22 protein-coding genes and 1 tRNA gene are annotated in these 22519 nt (G+C 61.0%); 18 read left to right on the forward strand and 5 right to left on the reverse strand.

The features are described from left to right. The first annotated feature begins 37 nt into the window (after nucleotides 1-37). Nucleotides 38-403: a VanZ family protein gene (locus J5278_RS11600; protein ID WP_224128470.1), complete on the forward strand. Its 366-nt coding sequence runs from the start codon at nucleotides 38-40 to the stop codon at nucleotides 401-403. Between the two features lie 104 nt (nucleotides 404-507). Continuing rightward, nucleotides 508-592 (forward strand) — tRNA-Leu (locus J5278_RS11605). An 81-nt stretch (nucleotides 593-673) separates the two neighbouring features. Here the strand turns inward: J5278_RS11605 and wrbA are convergent. Beyond that, nucleotides 674-1270 carry an NAD(P)H:quinone oxidoreductase type IV gene (gene wrbA / locus J5278_RS11610; RefSeq protein ID WP_111220820.1) on the reverse strand — a complete coding sequence of 199 codons (597 nt, stop codon included), beginning with the start codon at nucleotides 1268-1270 and terminating at the stop codon, nucleotides 674-676. A gap of 292 nt (nucleotides 1271-1562) precedes the next feature. Between wrbA and J5278_RS11615 the strand changes: the two genes are divergently transcribed. From J5278_RS11615 to J5278_RS11630, 4 genes are all read left to right on the forward strand, one after another. Then, the gene (locus tag J5278_RS11615) at nucleotides 1563-2333 is read left to right on the forward strand and encodes a competence/damage-inducible protein A (RefSeq protein WP_209183620.1); all 771 of its coding nucleotides are present in this window, start codon (nucleotides 1563-1565) and stop codon (nucleotides 2331-2333) included. A gap of 70 nt (nucleotides 2334-2403) precedes the next feature. Beyond that, entirely contained in the window at nucleotides 2404-3243 is an 840-nt protein-coding gene (locus J5278_RS11620; RefSeq protein ID WP_209183619.1) for a universal stress protein, read from the forward strand. A gap of 217 nt (nucleotides 3244-3460) precedes the next feature. Next, nucleotides 3461-3958, forward strand: coding sequence for a xanthine phosphoribosyltransferase (gene gpt, locus J5278_RS11625; protein WP_142822306.1), 498 nt, complete (start codon nucleotides 3461-3463; stop codon nucleotides 3956-3958). 755 nt (nucleotides 3959-4713) lie between these two features. After that, nucleotides 4714-8481, forward strand: coding sequence for a vitamin B12-dependent ribonucleotide reductase (locus J5278_RS11630; protein ID WP_209183618.1), 3768 nt, complete (start codon nucleotides 4714-4716; stop codon nucleotides 8479-8481). Nucleotides 8482-8652: 171 nt separating this feature from the next. On the opposite strand, the gene J5278_RS11635 is transcribed toward J5278_RS11630, so the two are convergent. Then, nucleotides 8653-9465: an oxidoreductase gene (locus J5278_RS11635; protein ID WP_209183617.1), complete on the reverse strand. Its 813-nt coding sequence runs from the start codon at nucleotides 9463-9465 to the stop codon at nucleotides 8653-8655. 86 nt (nucleotides 9466-9551) lie between these two features. On the opposite strand from J5278_RS11635, the gene J5278_RS11640 reads away from it, so the two are divergent. The 11 genes from J5278_RS11640 to J5278_RS11690 all read left to right on the forward strand — a co-directional run bounded on the left by J5278_RS11640 (nucleotide 9552) and on the right by J5278_RS11690 (nucleotide 17147). Next, nucleotides 9552-10001, forward strand: a complete 450-nt coding sequence (locus J5278_RS11640; protein ID WP_209183616.1) for a helix-turn-helix domain-containing protein — start codon at nucleotides 9552-9554, stop codon at nucleotides 9999-10001. Between the two features lie 136 nt (nucleotides 10002-10137). Continuing rightward, nucleotides 10138-10533: a tautomerase family protein gene (locus J5278_RS11645; protein WP_209183615.1), complete on the forward strand. Its 396-nt coding sequence runs from the start codon at nucleotides 10138-10140 to the stop codon at nucleotides 10531-10533. 89 nt (nucleotides 10534-10622) lie between these two features. Further along, nucleotides 10623-11129 (forward strand): DUF992 domain-containing protein, encoded by a 507-nt coding sequence (locus J5278_RS11650; RefSeq protein ID WP_111220714.1) that lies wholly within the window; start codon nucleotides 10623-10625, stop codon nucleotides 11127-11129. A 154-nt stretch (nucleotides 11130-11283) separates the two neighbouring features. Beyond that, entirely contained in the window at nucleotides 11284-11943 is a 660-nt protein-coding gene (locus J5278_RS11655; protein ID WP_209183613.1) for an alpha/beta family hydrolase, read from the forward strand. A gap of 153 nt (nucleotides 11944-12096) precedes the next feature. Next, complete coding sequence (locus J5278_RS11660) at nucleotides 12097-13116, forward strand: DUF4105 domain-containing protein (protein ID WP_247749087.1); 1020 nt, start codon at nucleotides 12097-12099, stop codon at nucleotides 13114-13116. A gap of 204 nt (nucleotides 13117-13320) precedes the next feature. Next, entirely contained in the window at nucleotides 13321-13566 is a 246-nt protein-coding gene (locus tag J5278_RS11665) for a DUF982 domain-containing protein (protein WP_209183611.1), read from the forward strand. Nucleotides 13567-13744: 178 nt separating this feature from the next. Then, nucleotides 13745-13915, forward strand: a complete 171-nt coding sequence (locus J5278_RS11670) for a DUF3309 family protein (protein WP_142823568.1) — start codon at nucleotides 13745-13747, stop codon at nucleotides 13913-13915. A 109-nt stretch (nucleotides 13916-14024) separates the two neighbouring features. Further along, nucleotides 14025-15041 carry a ketopantoate reductase family protein gene (locus tag J5278_RS11675; RefSeq protein WP_209183610.1) on the forward strand — a complete coding sequence of 339 codons (1017 nt, stop codon included), beginning with the start codon at nucleotides 14025-14027 and terminating at the stop codon, nucleotides 15039-15041. Nucleotides 15042-15349: 308 nt separating this feature from the next. After that, complete coding sequence (gene dapA / locus J5278_RS11680) at nucleotides 15350-16318, forward strand: 4-hydroxy-tetrahydrodipicolinate synthase (RefSeq protein WP_209183609.1); 969 nt, start codon at nucleotides 15350-15352, stop codon at nucleotides 16316-16318. 127 nt (nucleotides 16319-16445) lie between these two features. Next, nucleotides 16446-16736: a hypothetical protein gene (locus J5278_RS11685; RefSeq protein WP_209183608.1), complete on the forward strand. Its 291-nt coding sequence runs from the start codon at nucleotides 16446-16448 to the stop codon at nucleotides 16734-16736. Between the two features lie 93 nt (nucleotides 16737-16829). After that, entirely contained in the window at nucleotides 16830-17147 is a 318-nt protein-coding gene (locus J5278_RS11690) for a DUF1883 domain-containing protein (protein ID WP_142823567.1), read from the forward strand. Between the two features lie 15 nt (nucleotides 17148-17162). Here the strand turns inward: J5278_RS11690 and J5278_RS11695 are convergent, their stop codons facing one another. Together J5278_RS11695 and J5278_RS11700 are read right to left on the reverse strand one after the other, a co-directional pair. Next, entirely contained in the window at nucleotides 17163-18479 is a 1317-nt protein-coding gene (locus J5278_RS11695) for a replication-associated recombination protein A (protein ID WP_209183607.1), read from the reverse strand. After that, nucleotides 18476-19879 (reverse strand): DegQ family serine endoprotease, encoded by a 1404-nt coding sequence (locus J5278_RS11700; RefSeq protein WP_209183606.1) that lies wholly within the window; start codon nucleotides 19877-19879, stop codon nucleotides 18476-18478. Before J5278_RS11700 ends, J5278_RS11695 begins: the two co-directional genes overlap by 4 nt. Before the next feature lie 232 nt (nucleotides 19880-20111). Between J5278_RS11700 and J5278_RS11705 the strand changes: the two genes are divergently transcribed. Next, nucleotides 20112-20501: a lysozyme inhibitor LprI family protein gene (locus J5278_RS11705; protein ID WP_209183605.1), complete on the forward strand. Its 390-nt coding sequence runs from the start codon at nucleotides 20112-20114 to the stop codon at nucleotides 20499-20501. A gap of 118 nt (nucleotides 20502-20619) precedes the next feature. Here the strand turns inward: J5278_RS11705 and ilvD are convergent, their stop codons facing one another. Continuing rightward, complete coding sequence (ilvD, locus tag J5278_RS11710) at nucleotides 20620-22458, reverse strand: dihydroxy-acid dehydratase (protein ID WP_219258273.1); 1839 nt, start codon at nucleotides 22456-22458, stop codon at nucleotides 20620-20622. Between the last annotated feature and the right edge of the window lie 61 nt (nucleotides 22459-22519).

A 22519-nucleotide genomic window follows, 5' to 3' on the forward strand; every position in this document is an offset into this window, starting at 1 on the left:
TTTATTCCGCCGTGAGCCTGCCTATTATGACGGTATGATGACACGAATCCTCCTGAAGGGCGCGGCATGGTTCGTGCTCGCCTTTATTCTCTTCTCCACTGTTTCGCCGATTGACCTCAGGCCGCATACGCTGACGACGGTCAATATCGACCGAGCCGGCGCCTATGCGCTTGCCGGTCTTGTTTTCGTGCTGGCCTACCCACGCCACTGGAAATCGATCGGAGTTCTTCTGGTCGCAGGCGCACTCGGCTTCGAGTTCCTGCAGGAGTTTTCGCCAACCCGCCATGCTCGGTTGCACGACGCCATCGTCAAGGGTGGTGGAGCGATTGCCGGCGTGGCGATGGGCTACGCCTTCAACCGCATCCGGGCGCGATGGACGCCGGACCTTCTGGTCGCCGGCTGATGAGCCGTCCGGGAGCAGAAGACGAGCCAGTAGCTCCTCCTGCGTAGCGATATCTGAGATCGCCGGGTTGACGGAATCGTCAAACTCGTTGATTTGAAAGGCAGGCGGACGTGGCGAAACTGGTAGACGCAAGGGACTTAAAATCCCTCGGCCTTGGCTGTACGGGTTCGACCCCCGTCGTCCGCACCATCTGATCTTCTTAACGCATCTGTATTTCATGCAAAAAGCGCGACCTCACGGCCGCGCTTTCCAGTTATTCACGAGCGAAAATCAGGCGAGCTTGGCGGCAATCTTTGCCACGTGGGCGCCCTGGAACCTTGCACCTTCGAGTTCGATTTCAGAAGGCATGCGCGAGCCGTCGCCGTTGGTGATCGTCGTTGCGCCGTAAGGCGAGCCGCCCTTGACTTCTTCGGTGCCGAGCTGGCCGGCGAAGCTGTAGGGAAGACCGACGACAGCCATGCCGTGATGCAGGAAGGTCGGCAGGAAGCCGAGAATGGTGGACTCCTGTCCGCCGTGCTGGCTGGCGGACGACGTGAAGGCCGAGCCGACCTTGCCGACCAGCTTGCCGCCAAACCACAGGCCGCCGGTCTGATCCCAGAAGTTGCGCATCTGCGAAGCGACGGTGCCGAAGCGGGTGCCGGCGCCAACGATGATTGCGTCGTATTCGGCAAGTTCATCGGCGGTGGCGATCGGCGCTGCCTGGTCCATCTTGTAGTGCGATGCCTTGGCGACTTCGTCGGACACCAGCTCCGGCACGCGCTTGACGACAACTTCGGCACCGGCCGACTTTGCGCCTTCGGCGACTGCGTAAGCCATCGCTTCGATGTGACCATATGTGGAATGATATAGAACCAGGACCTTGGCCATTTTCTTCTCTTCCTTTGCTGGGAGTGTTGACGGCGCCGCAGACGGCGAACCGGAGAGAATGCGTTTGATGAATTCCAACAGCATATATCGTGCCTCGCAGCATCCCTGTGCTGATGATCGACAGTTAGCCCAACGGCGGGCTCCGTTCCAGATAGGGTCCCAGATACGGACTGTTCATTTATATTGAACGATTTTCCTTGGCGTTCATTTTTTGCGATCGAATCCGGGTCTTCCCGACGGCGCGTTTTGCTGTAAGTTTCGCCGGAACCGTTGAGAGAAGGCAAAGACTGCTATGACAGACCAGATCATCACCGCCGCGATGCTCGCCATCGGCGACGAGCTTTTGTCCGGCCGGACAAAAGACAAGAATATCGGCCACCTCGCCGACATCCTGCTGCTCTCGGGCATCGACCTCAAGGAGGTTCGCATCGTCTCCGACGAGGAAGACGCGATCGTTGCGGCATTGAATGCGCTGCGCGGCACCTACGACTACGTTTTCACCTCCGGCGGCATCGGCCCGACCCACGACGACATCACCGCCGATGCTATATCCAAGGCTTTTGGCGTTCCCTGCGAGCATGATGCCGAAGCCATGAAGTTGATGGCTGACATGTACGAGCGCCGTGACATGCCTTTCACCGAGGCCCGCCAGCGCATGGCGCGCATGCCCGTCGGCGCAACTCATATCGCCAACCCGGTCTCGACCGCACCCGGCTTTACCATTGGCAACGTGCATGTGATGGCCGGCGTGCCGCAGGTGTTCCAGGCCATGCTGGACAATGTCATTCCGACCCTGCGCACGGGCACGCCGATGCTGTCGACGGCAGTTGCCTGCCCGTTCGGAGAAGGCGATATCGGCACACCGCTCGGCGCTATCCAGAAGGCTCATCCGGAAACCAGCATAGGCTCATACCCCCGCTATCTCGGGCAGAGTTTTTCGACGGAGATCGTTGTGCGGGCGCGCACCGAGGCGGCGATGCAGGCTGCTGCCGAAGAAGTAAGACAGATGATCGAGACCATCCGCAAGGCAAAGGTCGAGGAAAACCATTCGGCAGAGGCTTAGGGCGCAATTTCGTCATGCGGCGGAAACCGCCACATGACGGCAACGTCCATTCATGACCCAAGGAGATCCCATGGCCTTTAGAACCATCGTCACTATTCTGGACGTGCCGCAAAATGCCGGCATCGCTTCCGATATTGCGTTCTCGCTGGCGGCTGGCAACAACAGCCATGTCATTGGCCTCCACGCCGAGATCGTTTCGCCGGTACCGATGGTGGCGCCGATGGAGATCCCGGACCCGATTGCAGTACAGGCGCTGCAGGACATGGCCCGTACCGAGGCAGTGACTATCGAGCAGCTGTTTCATGCCAAGGCAACGGCCAGCGGCGGGTCGTTCGAATGGCGCAGCTTTGCCAGTTCGGCAGGCTATGATTCACAGCCCATCATCGAAACGGCCCGCAGCGCCGACCTGATCATCGCGGTCCAGCCGGACCCGGCCCATCCTTCCGACGGACATGTAGATGTGGAAAGCTTCCTGTTCGAAAGCGGCCGCCCGGTGCTGATGGTACCCTATATCCTCAAGGCTCCGAACCCGATCAGGCGCGTGCTGATCGCGTGGAACGGCTCGAAGGAAGCAGCCCGCGCCACCTTCGATGCGATGCCCTTCCTGGAAGCTGCGGACTCTGTCGAGATCCTCTCCATCGATCCGGCCGACAACCGCAGCAAGGCGCCGGCAACCGGCGCCGATATTTCGGCAGCGCTTGTGCGGCGGGGCGTAAAGGCGACGCTGACGACCACCGAAAGCGGCGACAAGTCTGCTTCGCAGATCATCGAGAAGCGGCTGGCGGAAGATAGCATCGACCTGCTGGTGATGGGCGCATACACCCAATCGCGGCTGTGGGAGATGCTGTTCGGCGGGACGACCAAGACCATGCTGAAATCGATGACGGCGCTGACCCTGCTGTCGCGCTGAGGCCGATACCGCCTGCTCTTGCGTTTTGGCGGCAAATCCCGCTAATAACGACGACCAAAAGCAGAAATCCTCTCCGGGACCTTTTTCGCGCAGTCGCTTTCGCTGCGCGAATTGCGTTTCGGGACCGGGCCTAGCCCGGCGGTGACGGAAACTCTGCCTGCGGTCGTCGGTGATCCCCGGCGCGTCGTCATCCCCGTGCCTGCCGGAGCCAAGATCCATGTCCCTCCCCGATAAAGCCTTTCCCGTTTCCTGGGACCAGTTTCACCGCGATGCAAGGGCGCTCGCCTGGCGGCTTGCCGGTCTCGACCGTGAGTTCCACGCTATCGTCTGCATTACGCGCGGCGGCCTCGTGCCGGCGGCCATCATTTCACGCGAACTCAACATCCGGTTGATCGAGACGGTCTGCATCGCCTCGTACCACGATTACGTCACCCAGGGTGAAATGGCCGTGCTGAAGGGCATCACGCCAGCGCTGCTGGAAAAAGGCGGCGAAGGCGTGCTTGTCGTCGACGACCTGACCGATACCGGCAAGACGGCCGCCGAGGTCCGCGCCATGCTGCCGAACGCGCATTTCGCCTGCGTCTATGCCAAGCCCAAGGGCGTTCCGGTGATCGACACCTTCATCACCGAGGTCAGCCAGGACACCTGGATCTATTTTCCCTGGGACATGGGGTTCAGCTACCAGGAGCCGATCGCCAAGGGCACGCGCGGCTGATCTGGCAAGGCCGTCTCCCACGAATCAAGCCACCGGAATGACTGCCCGGTGGCTGCATGCCCAGAGTGGCCCTGCCGCCGCCCACTCTTCACACGACCGATTATCCCTATGCCTCCAAGCCTCGGCAATTGTTGGCATTTTGGCACGCGAATCGCTGCCGTTACCGGCCCTTGGCACGTTACCGAGTGACCTTTCTGCAACGATGGAAATCTTGTCGTTTTTTCGGCCCATATGGCAGGCGGCGCAAGCCGTTATCGATAGCCGGATAGCAAGGTCGCCGCGCAAGCGTCTGACTTTACGGGGCTTTCTCGTTTCCCCCAGTTTCCACAGGCTCACCCACAAGATATTGTGGTTAGCCGAACATTAAAAACCAGCCCTTGACGATCCGGCACGTTTCAAACTTAATGAGACCACGTTAAGGCGGTGACGGACCGGATATTGTAACGAGGCCGGTTCCTTTTCAAAAATCGAGTTTCAAATCGCGCTGGACGCCCATGACAGGCGTCTTCTCGAGGGCAGTTCCGATGATTGCGAAAAGCGCTGCCGGGCAACACACGGGACTGGATAAATTGTCTGTTTAATACTATATTTAGTGTTTGCAGCCACAATCTCCACAAGATACAGAAGCGCATCTCCGGATGACGACTCCTGTACGATACGGGATGAACACTGGCGGCGCGATGAAACGCGATGCCGGAAGACCATATTCGCGCCCCCTTTCAAGGTTGGGCGCACCCCAAAAGAGGTAGACCCAGATGCGCATCGAAAGACGTTTCACCAAGCCCGGTCAGAGTGCTTACGCGGAGGTCGAATTCCGCAAGGCAATCAGCGAGATCAAGAATCCGGACGGGTCGATCGTCTTCCGCCTCGAGAACATCGATGTGCCTGCCCAGTTCAGCCAGGTCGCTGCCGATATCCTGGCACAGAAGTATTTCCGCAAGGCGGGCGTGCCCACGCGCCTGAAGAAGGTCGAGGAAAACGATGTTCCTTCCTTTCTCTGGCGCTCTGTTCCCGATGAGGCTGCTCTGAAGGGTCTGCCGAAGGACGAACAGACCGGTTCCGAAATCGATGCCCGCCAGGTCTTCGATCGCCTTGCCGGCACCTGGACCTACTGGGGCTGGAAGGGCGGCTATTTCTCGTCGGAAGACGATGCGCTCGCCTTCCGCGACGAGCTCGCCTACATGCTCGCCACTCAGCGCGTCGCACCGAATTCGCCACAGTGGTTCAACACCGGCATGCACTGGGCCTATGGCATCGACGGCCCCGGCCAGGGTCACTATTACGTCGACCCCTTCACCGCCAAGCTCACCAAGTCGAAGTCGGCCTATGAGCATCCGCAGCCGCATGCCTGCTTCATCCAGTCGGTCGAGGACGATCTCGTCAACGAAGGCGGCATCATGGACCTCTGGGTTCGCGAAGCCCGTCTCTTCAAGTACGGCTCCGGCACCGGCTCCAACTTCTCCTATCTGCGCGGCGAAGGCGAAAAGCTGTCGGGCGGCGGACGTTCGTCGGGCCTGATGTCGTTCCTCAAGATCGGTGACCGGGCTGCCGGCGCCATCAAGTCTGGCGGCACGACGCGCCGGGCTGCCAAGATGGTGGTGGTCGACATCGACCATCCGGATATCGAGGAATACATCAACTGGAAGGTCAAGGAGGAGCAGAAGGTTGCGGCCCTCGTCACCGGCTCCAAGGTCGTTGCCCGTCACCTGACAGCGATCATGAAGGCCTGCCTCGAAGGCGGCAAGGACGACCCGTTCGACCCGATGAAGAACGTCGCGCTGAAGCGCCAGATCCGTGCTGCCAAGCAGGACCAGGTGCCGGAAAACTATGTCCAGCGCGTCATCCAGTTTGCCCGCCAGGGCTATACCGACCTCAAGTTCAAGACCTACGACACCGACTGGGATTCGGAAGCCTACCTCACGGTGTCCGGCCAGAATTCCAACAACTCGGTCTCCATCAAGGACGACTTCCTGCGCGCTGTCGAACAGGATGGCGACTGGAACCTGACTGCCCGCAAGGACGGCCGCGTGATGAAGACGCTGAAGGCCCGCGACCTGTGGGAAACGATTTCCTACGCCGCCTGGGCGTCTGCCGATCCGGGCCTGCATTTCAACACGACGATGAACGACTGGCACACCTCGCCGGCTGAAGGCCCGATCCGCGCCTCCAATCCGTGCTCGGAATACATGTTCCTCGACGACACCGCCTGCAACCTCGCCTCGCTGAACCTGCTGCAGTTCAAGGATGCCACCACCAAGCGCATCAACATCGCCGATTACGAACATGCTGTCCGCCTGTGGACCGTGGTTCTCGAAATCTCGGTAATGATGGCGCAGTTCCCGTCCCGCCAGATCGCCGAGCGCTCCTATCAGTACCGCACTATCGGTCTCGGCTACGCCAACATCGGCGGCCTGCTGATGTCGTCGGGCATTCCCTATGACAGCGACGACGCGCGTGCCATTGCCGGCTCGCTGACGGCTATCATGACCGGCGTCTCCTATGCCACCTCGGCGGAAATGGCTTCCGAGCTCGGGCCGTTCCCGATGTTCAAGCCGAACCGCGAATCGATGCTGCGCGTCATCCGCAACCATCGCCGCGCTGCCTATGGCGAGACAACGGGCTATGAGGGGCTGTCGATCAACCCGGTCGCCCTCATCCACTCCGAAAACCCTGATCAGGATCTGGTCGTCCATGCCAAGGCTGCCTGGGACAAGGCACTGGCGCTCGGCGAACAGCACGGTTACCGCAACGCCCAGGCCACCGTCATCGCGCCGACAGGCACCATCGGCCTCGTCATGGATTGCGATACGACCGGCATCGAGCCGGACTTCGCGCTGGTGAAATTCAAGAAGCTCGCCGGTGGCGGCTACTTCAAGATCATCAACCGTGCCGTACCGGAAGCGCTGCGGGCGCTCGGCTATTCCGAGAGCCAGCTGGCCGAGATGGAAGCCTATGCCGTCGGCCATGGCAACCTGAATCAGGCACCGGCCGTCAACCCCGGTAGCTTGCGCGCCAAGGGCTTTACCGACGACAAGATCGAAGCCGTCAACGGCGCGCTGAAATCTGCGTTCGACATCAAGTTCGTGTTCAACCAGTGGACGCTGGGTGCCGACTTCATGCGCGACACGCTGGGCGTCACAGACGCGCAGATGGCCGACATGGGCTTCAACCTGCTCGACCACCTCGGCTACTCCAAGAAGGAGATCGAGGCTGCCAACATCCACATCTGCGGGGCGATGACGCTGGAAGGCGCACCCTTCCTCAAGGACCAGCACCTGGCCGTGTTCGATTGCGCCAATGCCTGCGGCAAGATCGGCAAGCGCTACCTGTCGGTCGACAGCCACATCCGGATGATGGCGGCCGCACAACCCTTCATCTCGGGCGCCATCTCGAAGACCATCAACATGGCCAACGACGCGACCGTCGAGGATTGCAAGAACGCCTACATGCTGTCCTGGAAGCTCGGCCTGAAGGCCAACGCGCTCTATCGCGACGGCTCCAAGCTTTCGCAGCCGCTGAATGCATCGCTGATCGACGACGACGACAACGAAGATGCGCTGGAGGAACTGCTGCAGCAGCCGGCGGCGGCCCAAGCCGTCACCATCACGGAGAAGATCATCGAACGGGTGATCGAGCGCGTCAGCCGCGAGCAGGAAAAGCTGCCCGGCCGCCGCAAGGGCTACACACAGAAGGCCAAGATCGGCGGTCATACGCTGTTCCTGCGCACCGGTGAATACGACGACGGCCGCCTTGGCGAAATCTTCCTCGACATGAACAAGGAAGGCTCGGCACTGCGCGCGCTGATCAACAACTTCGCCATCTCGGTGTCGCTCGGCCTGCAGTACGGCGTACCTCTGGAAGAGTATGTCGACGCCTTCACCTTCACCAAGTTCGAGCCGGCCGGCATCGTCCAGGGCAACGACGCCATCAAGAACGCCACGTCGATCCTCGACTATGTGTTCCGCGAACTTGCCGTCTCCTACCTCGGCCGTCATGACCTTGCCCATGTCGACACTTCGGACTTCAACAACACCTCGCTCGGTCGCGGTGTTTCGGAAGGCAAGGCCGATGTCGTCTCGAAGGGTTTGACGCGTGGTTACAAGCCGACGCTGGTCGGCAAGACCAACGAGCCGAAGGGGGCTGCCACCGCGGCCCCTGCCAAGGCATCGTCCGGCGGCGCCACGATCACGGCATTCTCAGGCAGCGCGGTGCGCAAGCTCGAAACGATCGCCGCGATCTCGACATCGGAAGTCGTCTCCTTCAAGCGCGAATACGACGAACGCGCCAAGGAGCTGGCTGAAGAAATGGCGGAAGAAAACACTGCATTGTTCTCGGACGAAGCAGCCGATGCAGCGGCAACCGCGAAGGCCGATGCCAAGAAGCTGGAAGCCGAACGCCGCACCCGCTCGATCATGCAGGGCTACACCGGCAGCATGTGCGGCGAATGCCAGAACTTCACGATGGTCCGCAACGGCACCTGCGAAAAGTGCGACACCTGCGGCGCGACCAGCGGTTGCTCTTGATCGGAGGAGTAGTCTTCCCACTCGGCAATAAACCGAGCTGACAATAAAAATGGGCGCGCTGGCAACAGCCGCCCATTTTCAATTGGAGGTCTAAAACGTCCTTTGGCAGGATGCCTTATTGATACATGTCGGCGTCACTGCCGATGCGCCCCATTCCGTACCGACCTGCCCTCAAGCAGGCAGTCCGTTGACTTTGCGCAGGATGCGGTCGACCAGGCGCTCGGGCATGAAACGGCGGAGCGAGCGGGCCTGGGTGGACTGCTTGCCGGCGGAGTAGCGCAGCTTCGGCCTTTCTGCCATGGCTGCCTTGACGACGACGTCTGCAACCACCTCAGGTGCATCGCCGGTTTCCACCCATCTGCGCATGAGCTTTTCGCTTCGATCGCGCTCGGAGGCATAGGCTGAAAGCGGACGGTCGGCGCGCGTCAGGTTTTCCTCGAACGAGGTGCGCGTCACGCCGGGCTGGACGAGGACGACGCGGATACCAAATGTGCGCACTTCATGGTCGAGCGATTCCGAATAGCCTTCGATCGCGTGCTTGGTCGAGGCGTAAAAGGCATTGAAGGGCGATGGAATGAGGCCGAGGATCGAGCTCATGTTGATGATCCGGCCGCTCTTCTGCTGGCGCATCACTGGCAACACGGCGTTGACGACACGGGCGACGCCGAAGACATTCACATCGAACAGCCGCTGGGCCTGCGCAATGGACGATTCTTCTGCGCCACCGAGAAGACCGACGCCCGCATTGTTGACGACCAGATCGATACGGCCTGCCTGATCCAGAACGGCAGCGATGGCGGCCTGCACGGACGCCTCATCCGTGACGTCGCAGACAAGCATGGTGATGACCGCAGTGCTCGCGACAGGCTTGCGGCTGGTTCCGAAGACCCGGTAGCCGGCCTTTGCCAACGCCTGTGCCGTCACCAGACCGATGCCTGAGGAAGCGCCTGTCACCAGCGCGACGCTGTTATTTCTGTTTGTCATCTCATCAGCTTTCCAAGGGAGTGGATAAAGGTCTGGAAGCATGTTACTATCTTTTTGATACTCTGTCACTATCGAAAAGATACGAAATGAAAAGTCCTACACCGCTGCAAAGTCCTACACCGCTGCAATGCCCGGTCGCTCGAAGCCTTGAGGCAATCGGAGATGCCTGGAGTATTCTCGTCCTGCGGGACGCCCACGCCGGTTTGACGCGTTTCGACCAGTTTCGTAAAAGCCTCGGCATCGTTCCGACCATGTTGACCAAGCGCCTGAAGGCGCTGACCGAAGACGGGCTGCTTGAGAAACGGCTCTACTCCGAGCGCCCACCCCGGGAGGAATACGTCCTCACCGAAGCCGGTCGCGACTTCCTGCCCGTCCTGATGATGATCGGCGCATGGGCACACCGACATTGCGACGGAGAACTCGCACGCTACATCGACGTCGAGTCAGGCCATGAAATCGAGCCAATCGCCATCGATGCCGTCACCGGCGCAAGGCTCGGAACACGCCCCCTGCGGCTGGGCGCTCCGGGTTCATGAGGGCCGGCGCGTTCTCGCTGGACGCGTATCCAAAATATCGAGTGGGGCAAAATCGGATGAGAGGCGGTCTGGAAGTCTCTGACCTCGAGCGCATCTATAGCGGCAGCCAACCCGCTACAGAAAATGGATTGAAACGATGCCACTCATTAAAATCAACGTCGTCAGAGGCCGTTCCCCCGCAGAGACGAGCCAACTTCTCGATACGATCCACCATACGGTGGTAACGGCGTTCAACGTGCCGGAGCGGGATCGCTATCAATTGTTGAACGAATACGAACCATCGCATCTGAAGGCACTCGATACGGGGCTCGATATTCAAAGGTCGGAGAAGTTTATCCTGATCGAGGTGGTCACGCGTCCTCGAAGCCGGGAGGAAAAACTCAATTTCTACGAACTTATGGCAAAGGCGCTTCACGATAGCTGTGGCATCGCCTCATCTGATGTCATGATCTCAATCATCGAAAACAGCGACGAAGACTGGTCGTTCGGCATGGGGCGGGCGCAGTTCGTGACGGGCGAACTGACCGGCTAGATCGGCAACGCCAGCATCTCGCCACGCAAACGATTGAACCTTCTTCGATCTGCTGCGTTCTTGGGGCATCAATCACTGAGGACCTACCCATGAAAAATCTTGTCATCATCGCCGCCACTGCCGCCGTTGCATTCGCCTCCGTTGCGGACGCTGCGCCAAGGCACAAGGGCACCGGCGTTGTCGCCACCCAGCCGAAGGAGCGGCTTGGCACGCTTTCCTGCACGGTCGCCGGTGGCGTCGGCATGATTCTCGGATCGAGCAAGGCTGTCAGCTGCGAATTCAAGCAGCGCAACGGCAAGGCCGAACATTATGTCGGCTCGATCGGCAAGCTCGGCATCGATATCGGTGTCACCGGCAAGGCCTACCTGAGCTGGCTCGTCTACAACGTCAACCCGACCCGCACCGGTGAAGGCGCGCTGGCAGGCAACTATGTCGGCGCTTCCGCCGGCGCCTCGGTCGGCATCGGTCTTGGCGCAAACGCTTTGGTCGGCGGTTCTTCCAAGAACTTCGGCCTGCAGCCACTCAGCGGCGAAACTAGCACCGGCCTGAACGTTGCAGCCGGCGTTGCACAGCTCAACCTGCGTCTCGCCAAGTAATATCAACGCGCTGGCCGGAGCCGAGGCACGGCTTCGAACCGTTGGTTCAAGAAGGCCTTCGCTCGTTCGAGCGAGGGCCTTTTTTCGTGGTGGTGGACATAAAACTTCTGTCTACCGTAAGGCATATCGTCCCTGTAACCAGCCGAGGTGCCTCATGACGTCAGTTTTCATCCCGGAATTCCTGTTATCCGGCGCTGCCGACGCTCCCTACACCATACTTCTCGCCCACGGTGCCAGCGGACCGATGGATTCGGGCTCGATGTCGGCGGCATCGGATGCGTTGGCGACAGCTGGCTTCCGGGTCGCCCGCTTCGAGTTCGCCTACATGGCAGCACGACGCATTTCAGGCGTGCGCAGGCCGCCGCCTAAGGCGGAGATGCTGATGGAGGAATATCGCGCGGCGGTGACGGCACTCGGGGCTCACGGTCGGCTGATCATCGGCGGAAAATCGATGGGTGGACGGGTCGCCAGCATGATCGCCGACGAACTCCATGACGACAAGGCAATCATCGGCCTCCTTTGCCTGGGCTACCCCTTCCACCCGCCGGGCAAGCCGGAAAACCTGCGGACGGCTCATCTGCGGCAGTTGCGTACGCCGACGCTGATCTGCCAGGGGACGCGCGATCTTCTGGGTAGCCGCGACGAGGTTTTGCACTATGACCTGTCGGACAGCATCGCGTTACTCTGGCTCGATGACGGCGATCATGACCTGAAGCCGCGCAAGACGATTTCCGGCCCTTCCGCTGCAGAACATATGGCGACGATGGCCAATGCCGCGATGCAATGGGCGCAATCCGCAGCAAGCTTGCAATAGCGACCTCCGGCGCCCATCGAATTCGCCCGGTCGGAACCAAGTGGCCGGATTAATATGGCCGGCGGCGATATCTTCCTGCGCACCCTGTTGCCGAACTCCACATCGGCGCCACTTTCCTCAGCGAAAACCCCGTCGGTAGCGAGGAATAAACCGTTGAAGACTATCGGCCGCGCCCTGCTTTTGTTCGGGCTTATCCTGCTCGTCGTCGCCGTCGCAGCATGGGCGTCGCTGGCCCTCTGGTATCGCCTGCCCTTGCCAGAGGTATGGCGCGCCGTCTGTGCCGGTATCTTTGCCTTGGGCGGGCTTGCTACGGTCGTTGGCCTGTTCGGCCGCAGACGAGCCTCATGTCTTTCGGCATTCGCGGTAGCCTCCGTGCTTGTTATTGCCTGGTGGACAACGATCACGCCCCCGTCCACAGTAGACTGGGCGCCTGATGTGGCGCGTCAGGTGACGGGCAGGATCGAGGGTAACCAGCTAACACTCAGCGACGTGCGGGCGTTCGACTGGCGGAGCGACACGGATTTCACCCCGCACTGGGAGAGCAGAAGCTACGATCTCGGTACGGTCAGGACGGTCGACCTGTTCATGTCCTACTGGTCGGGGCCGGTGATGGCCCACATGATTGTCAGCTTCGGGTTTGCCGATGGGCGGCAGCTGGCTTGGTCGATCGAGGTCAGGCGCCGAAAGGGTGGAGCTTTCTCCCCCGTCGCCGACCTGTTCAAGAGCAATCCGCTGGTGATCATCGCCGCCGACGAGCGCGACGTGGTCGGCGTGCGCTCGAACGTGCGCGGCGAGGATGTGCAGCTCTATCGGATGAATATCTCCCCGGCCGGAGCACGGGCACTGCTGCTGGCCTATGTGGCCGACGCCAACGCGCTTGCCGAAAAGCCGAAATTCTACAACTCGCTGACGACCAACTGCACCACGGCAGTCATCCAGATGGTGCGGGCTGTGGGCGACGCCCTGCCCTTCGACTGGCGTCTTGTCGTCAACGGTTATGTCCCGGATTATGCCTACGACCAGAAGGCGCTCGATACGCGTTTGCCGCTCGAAGAGCTGAAACGATTGTCTCATATTGACGAAAAGGCCAAGGCCGACGGACTGTCGCCCGGGTTCTCCGCGCACATCCGGGAGGGCGTGCCTGCGCCGTTGTCACCCGACCAGACCCCGTGAGACCGGATTGGTCCTGGTGGCACACCGCTGACCTCATTAGCGCGTTCAAGTCCTCTATCACCTGCCTCTCAGTCTGAATCCGCAAAGTCGACTAACCATCGGCACCTGCTGTATTCTTCAGATTTGCCATCAGGCGCTCGCATAGGCTCCCAAAACCGCCTATGAGGGATCCTTCGGCAACTATCATGAAAAAAGGTCGGCAATATGGACACCCCCTGGAAACAGCCGGTTACCCTGGCGCTCGAAGGTCCGGAAACCTTTGTGACTATCGCCACAACACAGGCAGCATCCTGGGCAATGATCGAGGATTGGCCACAGGAGGACGGTCCAGCGCTCGACCGGGCGCTACTGATATGCGCCGAGGTGCGGCAAGGCAAACGCACCGACGAGGACGCCCGCAAGGCATTTATCGAGGCCGCTATCGAGGCCGGCATCGCCATCCAGCCGTAGACAAACCATGCAACAGCAACGTTCGTCTCTGGCCAAGCCGGCATGTCAAGATTGTCGAATTGTCGCAGGGCTCCATGGACTAACGGCTTTGCAGTTCTATATGGCCGATCATACCGGACCTCTCAAAGCATTGGCTTTGTTGTGATTTGTCGGGATGCTAAGCAAGGGAGTGATCACCGTGGGAACGATTCTGATCATCGTAATTCTGGTTTTGTTGTTGGGTGGCGGTGGCGGTTATTATGCCCATGGTCGTTACGGCGGACGTGGCCTCGGCGGCGTGCTGGGCCTGGTGTTGCTCGTCCTGATCGTCTTGTGGCTGCTTGGCGGCCTGCACGGCGGCGCAGTCTGAACCTGATTGTTGCGCCAGGCTCCTTGCCGAAAGGTCCGGGGTCTGGCGCATCGGTGCCACGGCGAGCGCTGTCAATACGAAACGTCCATCTGAGATCGCGGAGATTGCAATGCCCTCGTCATCGATCAAGACAATCTGCATTTTTGGCGCCGGCGCGCTCGGAGGCGCCATCGCTACGCGGCTGGCCAGCGGAGCCCTTGCGGACGTCACTGTATCCGTCGTAGCGCGCGGCGCTCATCTCGACGCCATCCGGCAGCACGGGCTCAAGCTCTGGACGGCGGGAGCAACGGAACCGCTGACAGTCCACGTGACTGCCACGGACGATACCAGCACATTACCCCCGCAGGATCTGATCATCACCGGCCTGAAGGGTCATCAACTCGGCGCGGCAGCAACTGGCATCAGTTCCCTCCTGCACGCCACCACCCGCGTTGTCATGGTTCTGAACGGGATACCCTGGTGGTATTTTCATCGGGACACCCAGAGCAAGCATGCGGAGACTCAGTTCGAGGAACTGGACATCGGCGGTGTCCTGTGGCGCTCGATTGGCCCCGACCGGGTGATTGGCTGCGTTGCCTACCAGGGCGCCGAAGTCACAGCGCGCGGAGAAATCCATCTGAGCAACGACGGTCGCTTCGTGCTTGGCGAACCCTCAGGCGAAAACACCGCCGACCTCGAGGCGATTACCCACCTCCTGACATCCGGCGGCCTCAATGTCAGCACGACGCCCCTGATCCGCAACGAGATCTGGAGCAAGCTGATGGGCAATGCGGCCTTCAACCCGATCAGCGCACTGACGAGGGCGAGGATGTCGGACATCATGGCCGACCCGGCGCTCGCCAACATGGTTTCGCAGGTGATGACGGAGGTCAAGGCGGTGGGCGAAGCGCTCGGCGCGAGTTTCACGATGTCGGTCGAGCAACGGCTCGAGCAGTCGAAGAGGATCGGCGATGTCCGCACATCCATGCTGCAGGACCTGCTGGCCGGCAAGCCGCTGGAGATCACGCCGCTCGTCGGCATGGTCGTATCGTGCGGTCGCCTTTCAGGCGTGCCGACGCCGACATCCGAGGCGATCCTCGCTCTGGTCACACAGCTCGACCGCGAAAATCGCCGCGCTTTAGTCTGAGCTCAGTCGCCACGCACGACCTCTATTTTTATGAAGTCTTTATTCTCGGCCGCTCGGGCTCGTATGGCTTTCCTATGAAGCCCGGCATTACCATCACTGCATCGATTGCAGAGGTGAACCATGCCCTACGCCACCTGGCCCAAGCGGCCTGACCCTGCCGAACCAGATCGGCTTGCCTGCTCATGAGCCAGACCAACCGCCGTCGCCTGCGGGCGCGCCGCACGGCAATGATCATGCTTGTCTTCGGCATCGTGCTCGGCAGCGTCGAGATCGCTATCCTGTTTTCCTATCTGTGAGCAGCCATTCCCATGAGAACGATTTACCTCGACAGCGCCGCCCGCAAGCGGAGCATCGGTGGCGCGATCACATCGCTCATCACCCCCTTTCGCGATGATGCCATCGACAGCAACGCGTTGATGGACCATGTGTCCTGGCAGATCGCCAGCGGCATCGACGGTCTTGCTGTTTGTGGCCTCGCCGGAGAAGGTCCCGTGCTGTCGGATCACGAACGGCAGACCGTTATTGCGATCTGCGTGGAGACGGCAGCGGCCAAGGTGCCGGTCATTGCAGCGACAGGCAGCAACTGTACCGCCAAGACGATCGCCGCGACCCGGCAGGCCCGCAACGCCGGTGCGTCTGCCGCGCTGATAACCGTCCCCTATTATTCCAAGCCCACGCAGCGGGGCATCCTTGCCCATTTCGAAAGCATTGCCGACGCCATCGATCTGCCTTTGATCATCGATAACAGGCCAGCCCATGCAGGGATCGACCTCGCGCCGGTTACGATCGAAAGGCTCGGCGAAATCGGCAGCGTCATAGGCATCTGCGACGGTGGCGGAGACATCGGCCGCCTCGGCGCGTGGACGGAGTTGCTGCCGCGACGTGTAGGTCTCTATACCAGCAATGACGCTGTAGCCCTCGCGTTTGCAATGACAGGCGGTGCCGGTTGCTTTTCTGACGCTGCCAACGTCGCGCCGCAGATGAGCGCGGCTCTCCAGCACCAAGCCGCCGCCGGTAACCTCGCGGCCTCTCTCAGCCTGCAGCAGCGCTTGCTGCCGCTGTGGCGGGCGCTTGCTGCCGAAAGTATCCCCGCGACGGTCAAACAGGCGATGCAGCTGGACGGCAGGCCTGTCAGCACGGCGGTACGCTTGCCGCTGGTCTCGGTCGAGCCCGAGACGGAGACTGCCATCCGCGACGCGTTGACCCTGCTCCATGGCCTGGAGCACAAGCCCTGCACTGTCGTCCCCGACCTCCAGGGCCGGTCCATGAGGATATGAGATTTTAATATTCCGAGCTGTCGCCCGAAATGGAAACCCTATGCCTGCCGGCATACATTCATAACCGTGACGCAGCGCCGGTAGAATACCGGCCGATGCCAGACAAAACTGCCTGAAAGGAATATCAATGCCCCGCTCCAATACCCAACGCGACGAAGCCGAACCGCTCCAACATCGCTCGACCGGCTCGCTTGCCGCTTCGTCCGCTGCCCGCTTCCTGGTCGGGCGCGACGGTCACGGCGGCTGGATCGTGCAGGACCGCCTCGGACGTATCGGCGGTCTCTTCGCCAACGAGACTGCAGCGCTTCACTTTGCCCGCGAGGAATGTGACCGCAATCCTGCCGAAGTCTGCCAGTTGCCCGAAAATATCGTGCTCGGCTTCGACGGGTTGGAAATCAAGTCCTTCACTAGCCACTAAGTTGCGTTGATAGGTCCGAAACGCGTCCGACTCCATTCTTCCTTAACCACCTGGTGGATATTTTGGTGTCGGACGCGACATGAGATGACCGAGATGCCAAAGCCAGCCTTCCGTTACACCCATTACGATCTGGGCGACCAGCGCGCAGAGACAACGATTGAAATCACCCTCTCTGCGGTCGCCAATGTCAGGCTGATGACGGGTGGAAATTTCCAGCGTTTCAAGGAGACGCTCAAGCATCAGTTCGTCGGTGGCGTCGCCAAGAAGTCACCGATCCGCCTCACCGTTCCCGAGACCGGCCACTGGCATCTGGTGGTCGATATGGAGGGCCACAAAGGCCTCGCCGAATCGAGCGTCAAGCTCATCGAGAAGGCGTTAGCGCCGCGCATTCAGAGGGCTGCAGCGGGGTAGAGGACGGCGCCCGGTTCACTCGCCGGCCCGCTCCTTGCGAAGCTTTGCCCACCATTCCAGACGCTTCTTGATATCGCGCTCAAAACCCCGCTCGGGTGGATCGTAGAATTTCTGACGTCCGAGTTTCTCGGGAAAGTAATCCTGGCCTGAAAAAGCATCCGGCTCGTCGTGATCGTAGCGATAGCCGTCGCCATATCCCTCGCCGCGCATCAGCTTGGTGGGGGCGTTGAGGATATGCTTGGGCGGCAGCAGCGAACCATTCTCCTTGGCTGCCCGCGTCGCCGCCTTGAAAGCCGTATAGACCGCGTTCGATTTCGGTGCGGTTGCCAGATAGACGCAGGCCTGCGCGAAAGCCAGTTCGCCCTCGGGCGAGCCCAGATAGTCGTAGGCGTCCTTGGCTGCGTTGCAGATGACCAGAGCCTGCGGATCGGCAAGCCCGATATCCTCGACCGCCATGCGCACGAGGCGTCGTCCGAGATAGAGCGGATCCTCACCGGCATCGAACATCCGTGCCAGGTAATAGAGCGCCGCATCCGGGTCCGACCCACGCACCGACTTGTGCAGCGCTGAAATCAGATTGTAGTGCCCATCCTGCGCCTTGTCGTAGACAGGCGCCCTCCGCTGGACGATTTCTGTCAGGGCCGCGGTGTCGAATACCTCATCCGCCCGCGCCGCCCGCCAGACCTCCTCGGCAAGCGTCAGCACCGCACGACCGTCGCCATCTGCCATCCGGAGCAAACTGTCACGAGCGTCGTCGGTCAACGGCAGCGGCTTTGCCTCCACCCGCTCGGCACGCTGCAGCAGTTCACGCAGACTGTCCTCGTCATGGGCGCGGAACGTCAACACGCGGGCGCGAGACAGCAGAGCGGCGTTCAGTTCGAAGGACGGGTTTTCTGTCGTCGCACCGACCAGAATGACGGTGCCGTCCTCCATGACGGGCAGAAAGCTGTCCTGCTGGGCGCGATTGAAGCGGTGAATTTCGTCGACGAACAGCAATGTCTGGCGGCCGTCCATGCGCCGCATACGGGCGGTCTCGAACATCTTCTTGAGGTCTGCAACGCCGGAGAAGATCGCCGAGATCTGCTCGAATGCGAGACCTGCCTCGCCTGACAGCAGCCGCGCCACGGTGGTCTTGCCGGTACCGGGCGGGCCCCAGAAAATCATCGATCCGAGCGAACCGCTCTCGATCATCCGCCGCAGCACGCCGTCCTCGCCAGTGAGGTGCTGCTGGCCCGTGACGTCTGCCAGCGTCTGCGGCCGCAGACGGTCCGCCAACGGTCGCTTGCTGGCGACCGATGCCGGGATCTGCGGCGCAAACAGGTCGTTGCTCATCGGAAGAATTGCCGGATGCGCTGACCGTCCCGCTCGATTTCCACGCGCCAGATATCGGGTTCGCTGGCAGCAATTGCTGCGAGGCTCTTGGTATTGGTAATGGGCGTGCCATTGACGGAGATAATGATGTCCTTCGGCTGGAAGCCGAGACGCGCAGCGGCGGAATCATCCTTCAGCTTTTCGACAACGACGCCTGCGGCCGTATCGGTCGGCATGTGCAACTCATCCGCCACGCGCGGCGACAGGTTGGCCACTGTCGCACCGGAGAATGGATTGCTGCCGGTAATCAGCTTCTCCTCGCGCGGCTGCGTTTCGGGAGCGCTTGCCAGCGTCATTTTCGCTTCCCGCTCATTGCCGTTGTCGAGCACGGTCAGCGATACCGTCGCGCCGAGGCCGGCGGTTGTCAGACGGTAGCCAAGAGCATCGGGATGCTCGACGGATACGCCGTTGAGGGCGGTGACGACTTCGCCAGCCTTGAGACCGGCCTTGGCGGCGGGACCGTTGTCGGTGACCTTGGTGATCAGGGCTCCGCGAACCCGCTTCAGGCCAAGCGCATCGGCAACTTCTGAGGTCACCGGCTCAAAGGTGGCACCGATGTAAGGACGCTCGAAACTCTTGTCACCGCGATCGGCGGCGGCGAGGAAGACGCGCACGAGATTGGCGGGAATGGCGAAGCCAATGCCGTTCGACCCGCCGCTCTGCGAGAAGATCGCCGTGTTGAGGCCGATGAGTTCGCCTTTCATGTTCATCAGCGCCCCACCGGAATTGCCGGGGTTGATCGCAGCGTCAGTCTGGATGAAAAACCCGACCTCGTTCTTCACCTGGTTGCGGGCAAGCGCCGAAACGATACCGCTGGTTACCGTCTGGCCCACGCCGAAGGGGTTGCCGATGGCAAGCACGAGGTCGCCGACCTCGAGCGTATCGGAATTGCCGATCGGCAGCATCGGCAACTGCTCTTTCGTGTCGATCTTCAGCACGGCGAGATCGACCCGGTCATCCTTTAGGACCACCTTGCAGGGGAATTCGCGGCCATCTGAAAGCGCTATCTTGATGTCGTCGGCGCCATCGACCACGTGGTTGTTGGTGATGATCGTGCCGTTCGCCTCGACGATGACGCCGGAGCCCAGCGAGGTCTGCTTTTCCGTGCGGTTCGGCATGCGCTGGCCGAAGAACTGCTGGAAGAAGGGATCCCCGGCGAAAGGAGACTGCTGGTGCACGACGCGTTCCGCGTAGACATTGACGACCGAGCCAGCCGTCTGCTTGACCAGCGGCGAGAAGGAAAGCTGCATTTCCATCTTGTTTTCCGGCACGGCCTTGGCCGTCTCGGCGTAGACCGGGGCGGGAAGCGTGACGACGAGCGCGAGCATAGGGATCGCAGCGCGTTTGAGCAAACCTTGCATGGGGAACCCTTTATAAAGTGTCTGTGGAAGCAACGTTGTAACCGCGAACGCTAGAAAGGAAAGAGGGCGCAATCATGGAACTTCAAGCCAGCCGGAGGCTTTGCGCGTACGCGGTTTGAACAAAACGGTCCGGAATGGGTTAGGAGTACAGCAGTGTGCAAATCTGGCTGATTCTCGAGCGGAAGTGCATCATCAACCAAGCGCCATAACTTTCTGAAATCGGAATCAAAAGATGGATCATTCGCCTCTGACATTCACCACCCGCCGCCGGTCTGCCAACCTAGTTTGCGCAGCCCTTGTCGGCTTGCTGCCGATCCTGTCGCCGCTAGGCTCGGCAAAGGCCGCCAGCTTCGATTGCGACGGCAAGACGCTTCAGCCGGACGAGAAAATGATCTGCGACACCCGCAGCCTGAACGATGCCGACGTCAAGATGGCCACGACCTTCGAGCTGATCTCCGGCCTTCTCGCCATGGGATCGCGCGGCACGCTGCAGGACGAACAGAGCGCCTGGCTGAAGAAGCGCCAGGCCTGCGGCGCAGATGCGGCATGCTTGAAGACCTCTTACGAGGACCGCCTGAAGCAGCTGGATGTCGCCTACAAGAACCTCGCCCGTCCGAACTGACCGGCACGGTCACTGCTGCGGTAACACCTTGAATAAAAAAGCCCCTACCAGGTTTTCGATGGCAAGGGCTTCTCTAGAAGAATGTCGGCCGCGGTGAAAACTGCGGCCAATTGTTTATCTAACGGCCGCTGAGATCGCGCACCGCGCCCTTGTCGGCGCTTGTGGCAAAGGCGGCATAGGCCTTGAGCGCCGTCGTGACGTTGCGCTTGCGCTTCTCGACCGGGAACCAGCCCTGTGCATCCTGCTGGGCGCGGCGGGCTGCGAGCTCCTCGTCGCTGACGCGCAGGCTGATGGAGCGGTTCGGGATATCGATGTCGATCATGTCGCCTTCGCGCACCAGGCCAATCGTACCGCCATTGGCAGCTTCCGGCGACGCATGACCGATAGACAGGCCGGACGTGCCGCCCGAAAAACGACCATCGGTGATGAGAGCGCAGGCTTTGCCCAGACCTTTCGACTTCAGATAGCTGGTTGGGTAGAGCATCTCTTGCATGCCAGGACCGCCCTTCGGACCTTCGTAACGGATGACAACGACATCGCCGGCCTTGACCTCGTTGGCAAGGATCGCCTTGACCGACGAATCCTGGCTTTCGAAGACGCGGGCCGGGCCGGAGAACTTCAGAATGCTTTCATCGACGCCTGCCGTTTTGACGATGCATCCGTCTACGGCGAGATTGCCCTTGAGAACAGCCAGTCCGCCATCCTTGGAGAACGGATGCTCGGCGCTGCGGATGACACCCTTTTCACGGTCGACGTCGAGGTCGTCCCAGCGCGAACTCTGGCTGAAGGCTACCTGCGTCGGCACGCCACCCGGAGCCGCACTGAACAGCTTCAGTGCTGCCGGGTTGGCGGTGACGGCGATATCCCATTGTGCGATCGCATCGCCGAGCGTCGGCGCGTGGATGGTCGGCAGGTCGGAATTCAGCAGGCCGGCGCGTTCCAGCTCGCCGAGGATTGCCATGATGCCGCCGGCACGATGGACATCTTCCATGTGGACGTCGGATTTGGCCGGTGCCACCTTCGACAGGCAAGGCACCCTGCGAGACAGGCGGTCGATGTCGTCCATCGTGAAGTCGACCTCGCCCTCGTGGGCTGCGGCCAGGATGTGAAGGACCGTGTTGGTAGATCCGCCCATGGCGATGTCGAGCGCCATGGCGTTCTCGAAGGCGCCCTTGGAGGCGATGGTGCGCGGCAGTGCCGTGACATCGTCCTTCTCGTAGTAGCGCTTGGCGAGATCGACGATACGACGGCCGGCTTCCAGAAACAGCTCCTTGCGGTCTGAATGGGTGGCCAACGTCGAGCCATTGCCCGGCAACGAGAGACCGAGCGCTTCCGTCAGGCAGTTCATCGAGTTGGCGGTGAACATGCCCGAGCACGAGCCGCAGGTCGGACAGGCCGAGCGCTCGATGACGGCGACGTCTTCGTCGCTGATCTTGTCGTCGGCTGCAGCCACCATCGCATCGACGAGGTCGAGCGACAAGGTCTTGCCGTGCATGGTGACCTTGCCGGCTTCCATCGGGCCGCCGGAGACGAAGACGGTCGGGATGTTGAGGCGGAGCGAAGCCATCAGCATGCCCGGGGTGATCTTGTCGCAATTCGAAATGCAGACCATGGCATCGGCGCAATGGGCGTTGACCATGTATTCGACGCTGTCGGCGATCAGCTCACGCGATGGCAGCGAATAAAGCATGCCGTCATGGCCCATGGCGATGCCGTCGTCGACGGCAATGGTGTTGAATTCCTTGGCGACGCCGCCGGCCGCCTCGATCTCGCGCGCCACCAGCTGGCCAAGATCCTTCAGGTGCACGTGGCCGGGCACGAACTGCGTGAAGGAGTTGACGACGGCAATGATCGGCTTGCCGAAATCGCTATCCTTCATACCTGTTGCGCGCCACAGGCCGCGGGCACCGGCCATGTTGCGGCCGTGGGTGGTGGTTCTCGAACGGTAGGCTGGCATGGTGTTATCCTCGACGTCCTGCAGTTACGGGCATTGCTTGCGGCAGACCTATTCCGCCAGA

Origin of the sequence: Rhizobium sp. B21/90, from assembly GCF_019355815.1 — a bacterium.
GTDB classification, from domain to species: Bacteria; Pseudomonadota; Alphaproteobacteria; order Rhizobiales; family Rhizobiaceae; genus Rhizobium; species Rhizobium rhododendri.

Bases quoted from the DNA above. Each gene is read 5' to 3' on its own strand.
- J5278_RS11655 (WP_209183613.1), top strand. From the start codon at position 11,284: ATGACGTCAGTTTTCATCCCGGAATTCCTGTTATCCGGCGCTGCCGAC.
- J5278_RS11665 (WP_209183611.1), top strand. From the start codon at position 13,321: ATGGACACCCCCTGGAAACAGCCGGTTACCCTGGCGCTCGAAGGTCCG.
- J5278_RS11700 (WP_209183606.1), bottom strand. From the start codon at position 19,879: ATGCAAGGTTTGCTCAAACGCGCTGCGATCCCTATGCTCGCGCTCGTC.
- dapA (WP_209183609.1), top strand. From the start codon at position 15,350: ATGAGAACGATTTACCTCGACAGCGCCGCCCGCAAGCGGAGCATCGGT.
- J5278_RS11690 (WP_142823567.1), top strand. From the start codon at position 16,830: ATGCCAAAGCCAGCCTTCCGTTACACCCATTACGATCTGGGCGACCAG.
- J5278_RS11620 (WP_209183619.1), top strand. From the start codon at position 2,404: ATGGCCTTTAGAACCATCGTCACTATTCTGGACGTGCCGCAAAATGCC.
- J5278_RS11635 (WP_209183617.1), bottom strand. From the start codon at position 9,465: ATGACAAACAGAAATAACAGCGTCGCGCTGGTGACAGGCGCTTCCTCA.
- J5278_RS11600 (WP_224128470.1), top strand. From the start codon at position 38: ATGACACGAATCCTCCTGAAGGGCGCGGCATGGTTCGTGCTCGCCTTT.
- J5278_RS11685 (WP_209183608.1), top strand. From the start codon at position 16,446: ATGCCCCGCTCCAATACCCAACGCGACGAAGCCGAACCGCTCCAACAT.
- ilvD (WP_219258273.1), bottom strand. From the start codon at position 22,458: ATGCCAGCCTACCGTTCGAGAACCACCACCCACGGCCGCAACATGGCC.
- J5278_RS11705 (WP_209183605.1), top strand. From the start codon at position 20,112: ATGGATCATTCGCCTCTGACATTCACCACCCGCCGCCGGTCTGCCAAC.
- gpt (WP_142822306.1), top strand. From the start codon at position 3,461: ATGTCCCTCCCCGATAAAGCCTTTCCCGTTTCCTGGGACCAGTTTCAC.
- wrbA (WP_111220820.1), bottom strand. From the start codon at position 1,270: ATGGCCAAGGTCCTGGTTCTATATCATTCCACATATGGTCACATCGAA.
- J5278_RS11645 (WP_209183615.1), top strand. From the start codon at position 10,138: ATGCCACTCATTAAAATCAACGTCGTCAGAGGCCGTTCCCCCGCAGAG.
- J5278_RS11630 (WP_209183618.1), top strand. From the start codon at position 4,714: ATGCGCATCGAAAGACGTTTCACCAAGCCCGGTCAGAGTGCTTACGCG.
- J5278_RS11675 (WP_209183610.1), top strand. From the start codon at position 14,025: ATGCCCTCGTCATCGATCAAGACAATCTGCATTTTTGGCGCCGGCGCG.
- J5278_RS11640 (WP_209183616.1), top strand. From the start codon at position 9,552: ATGAAAAGTCCTACACCGCTGCAAAGTCCTACACCGCTGCAATGCCCG.
- J5278_RS11615 (WP_209183620.1), top strand. From the start codon at position 1,563: ATGACAGACCAGATCATCACCGCCGCGATGCTCGCCATCGGCGACGAG.
- J5278_RS11695 (WP_209183607.1), bottom strand. From the start codon at position 18,479: ATGAGCAACGACCTGTTTGCGCCGCAGATCCCGGCATCGGTCGCCAGC.
- J5278_RS11650 (WP_111220714.1), top strand. From the start codon at position 10,623: ATGAAAAATCTTGTCATCATCGCCGCCACTGCCGCCGTTGCATTCGCC.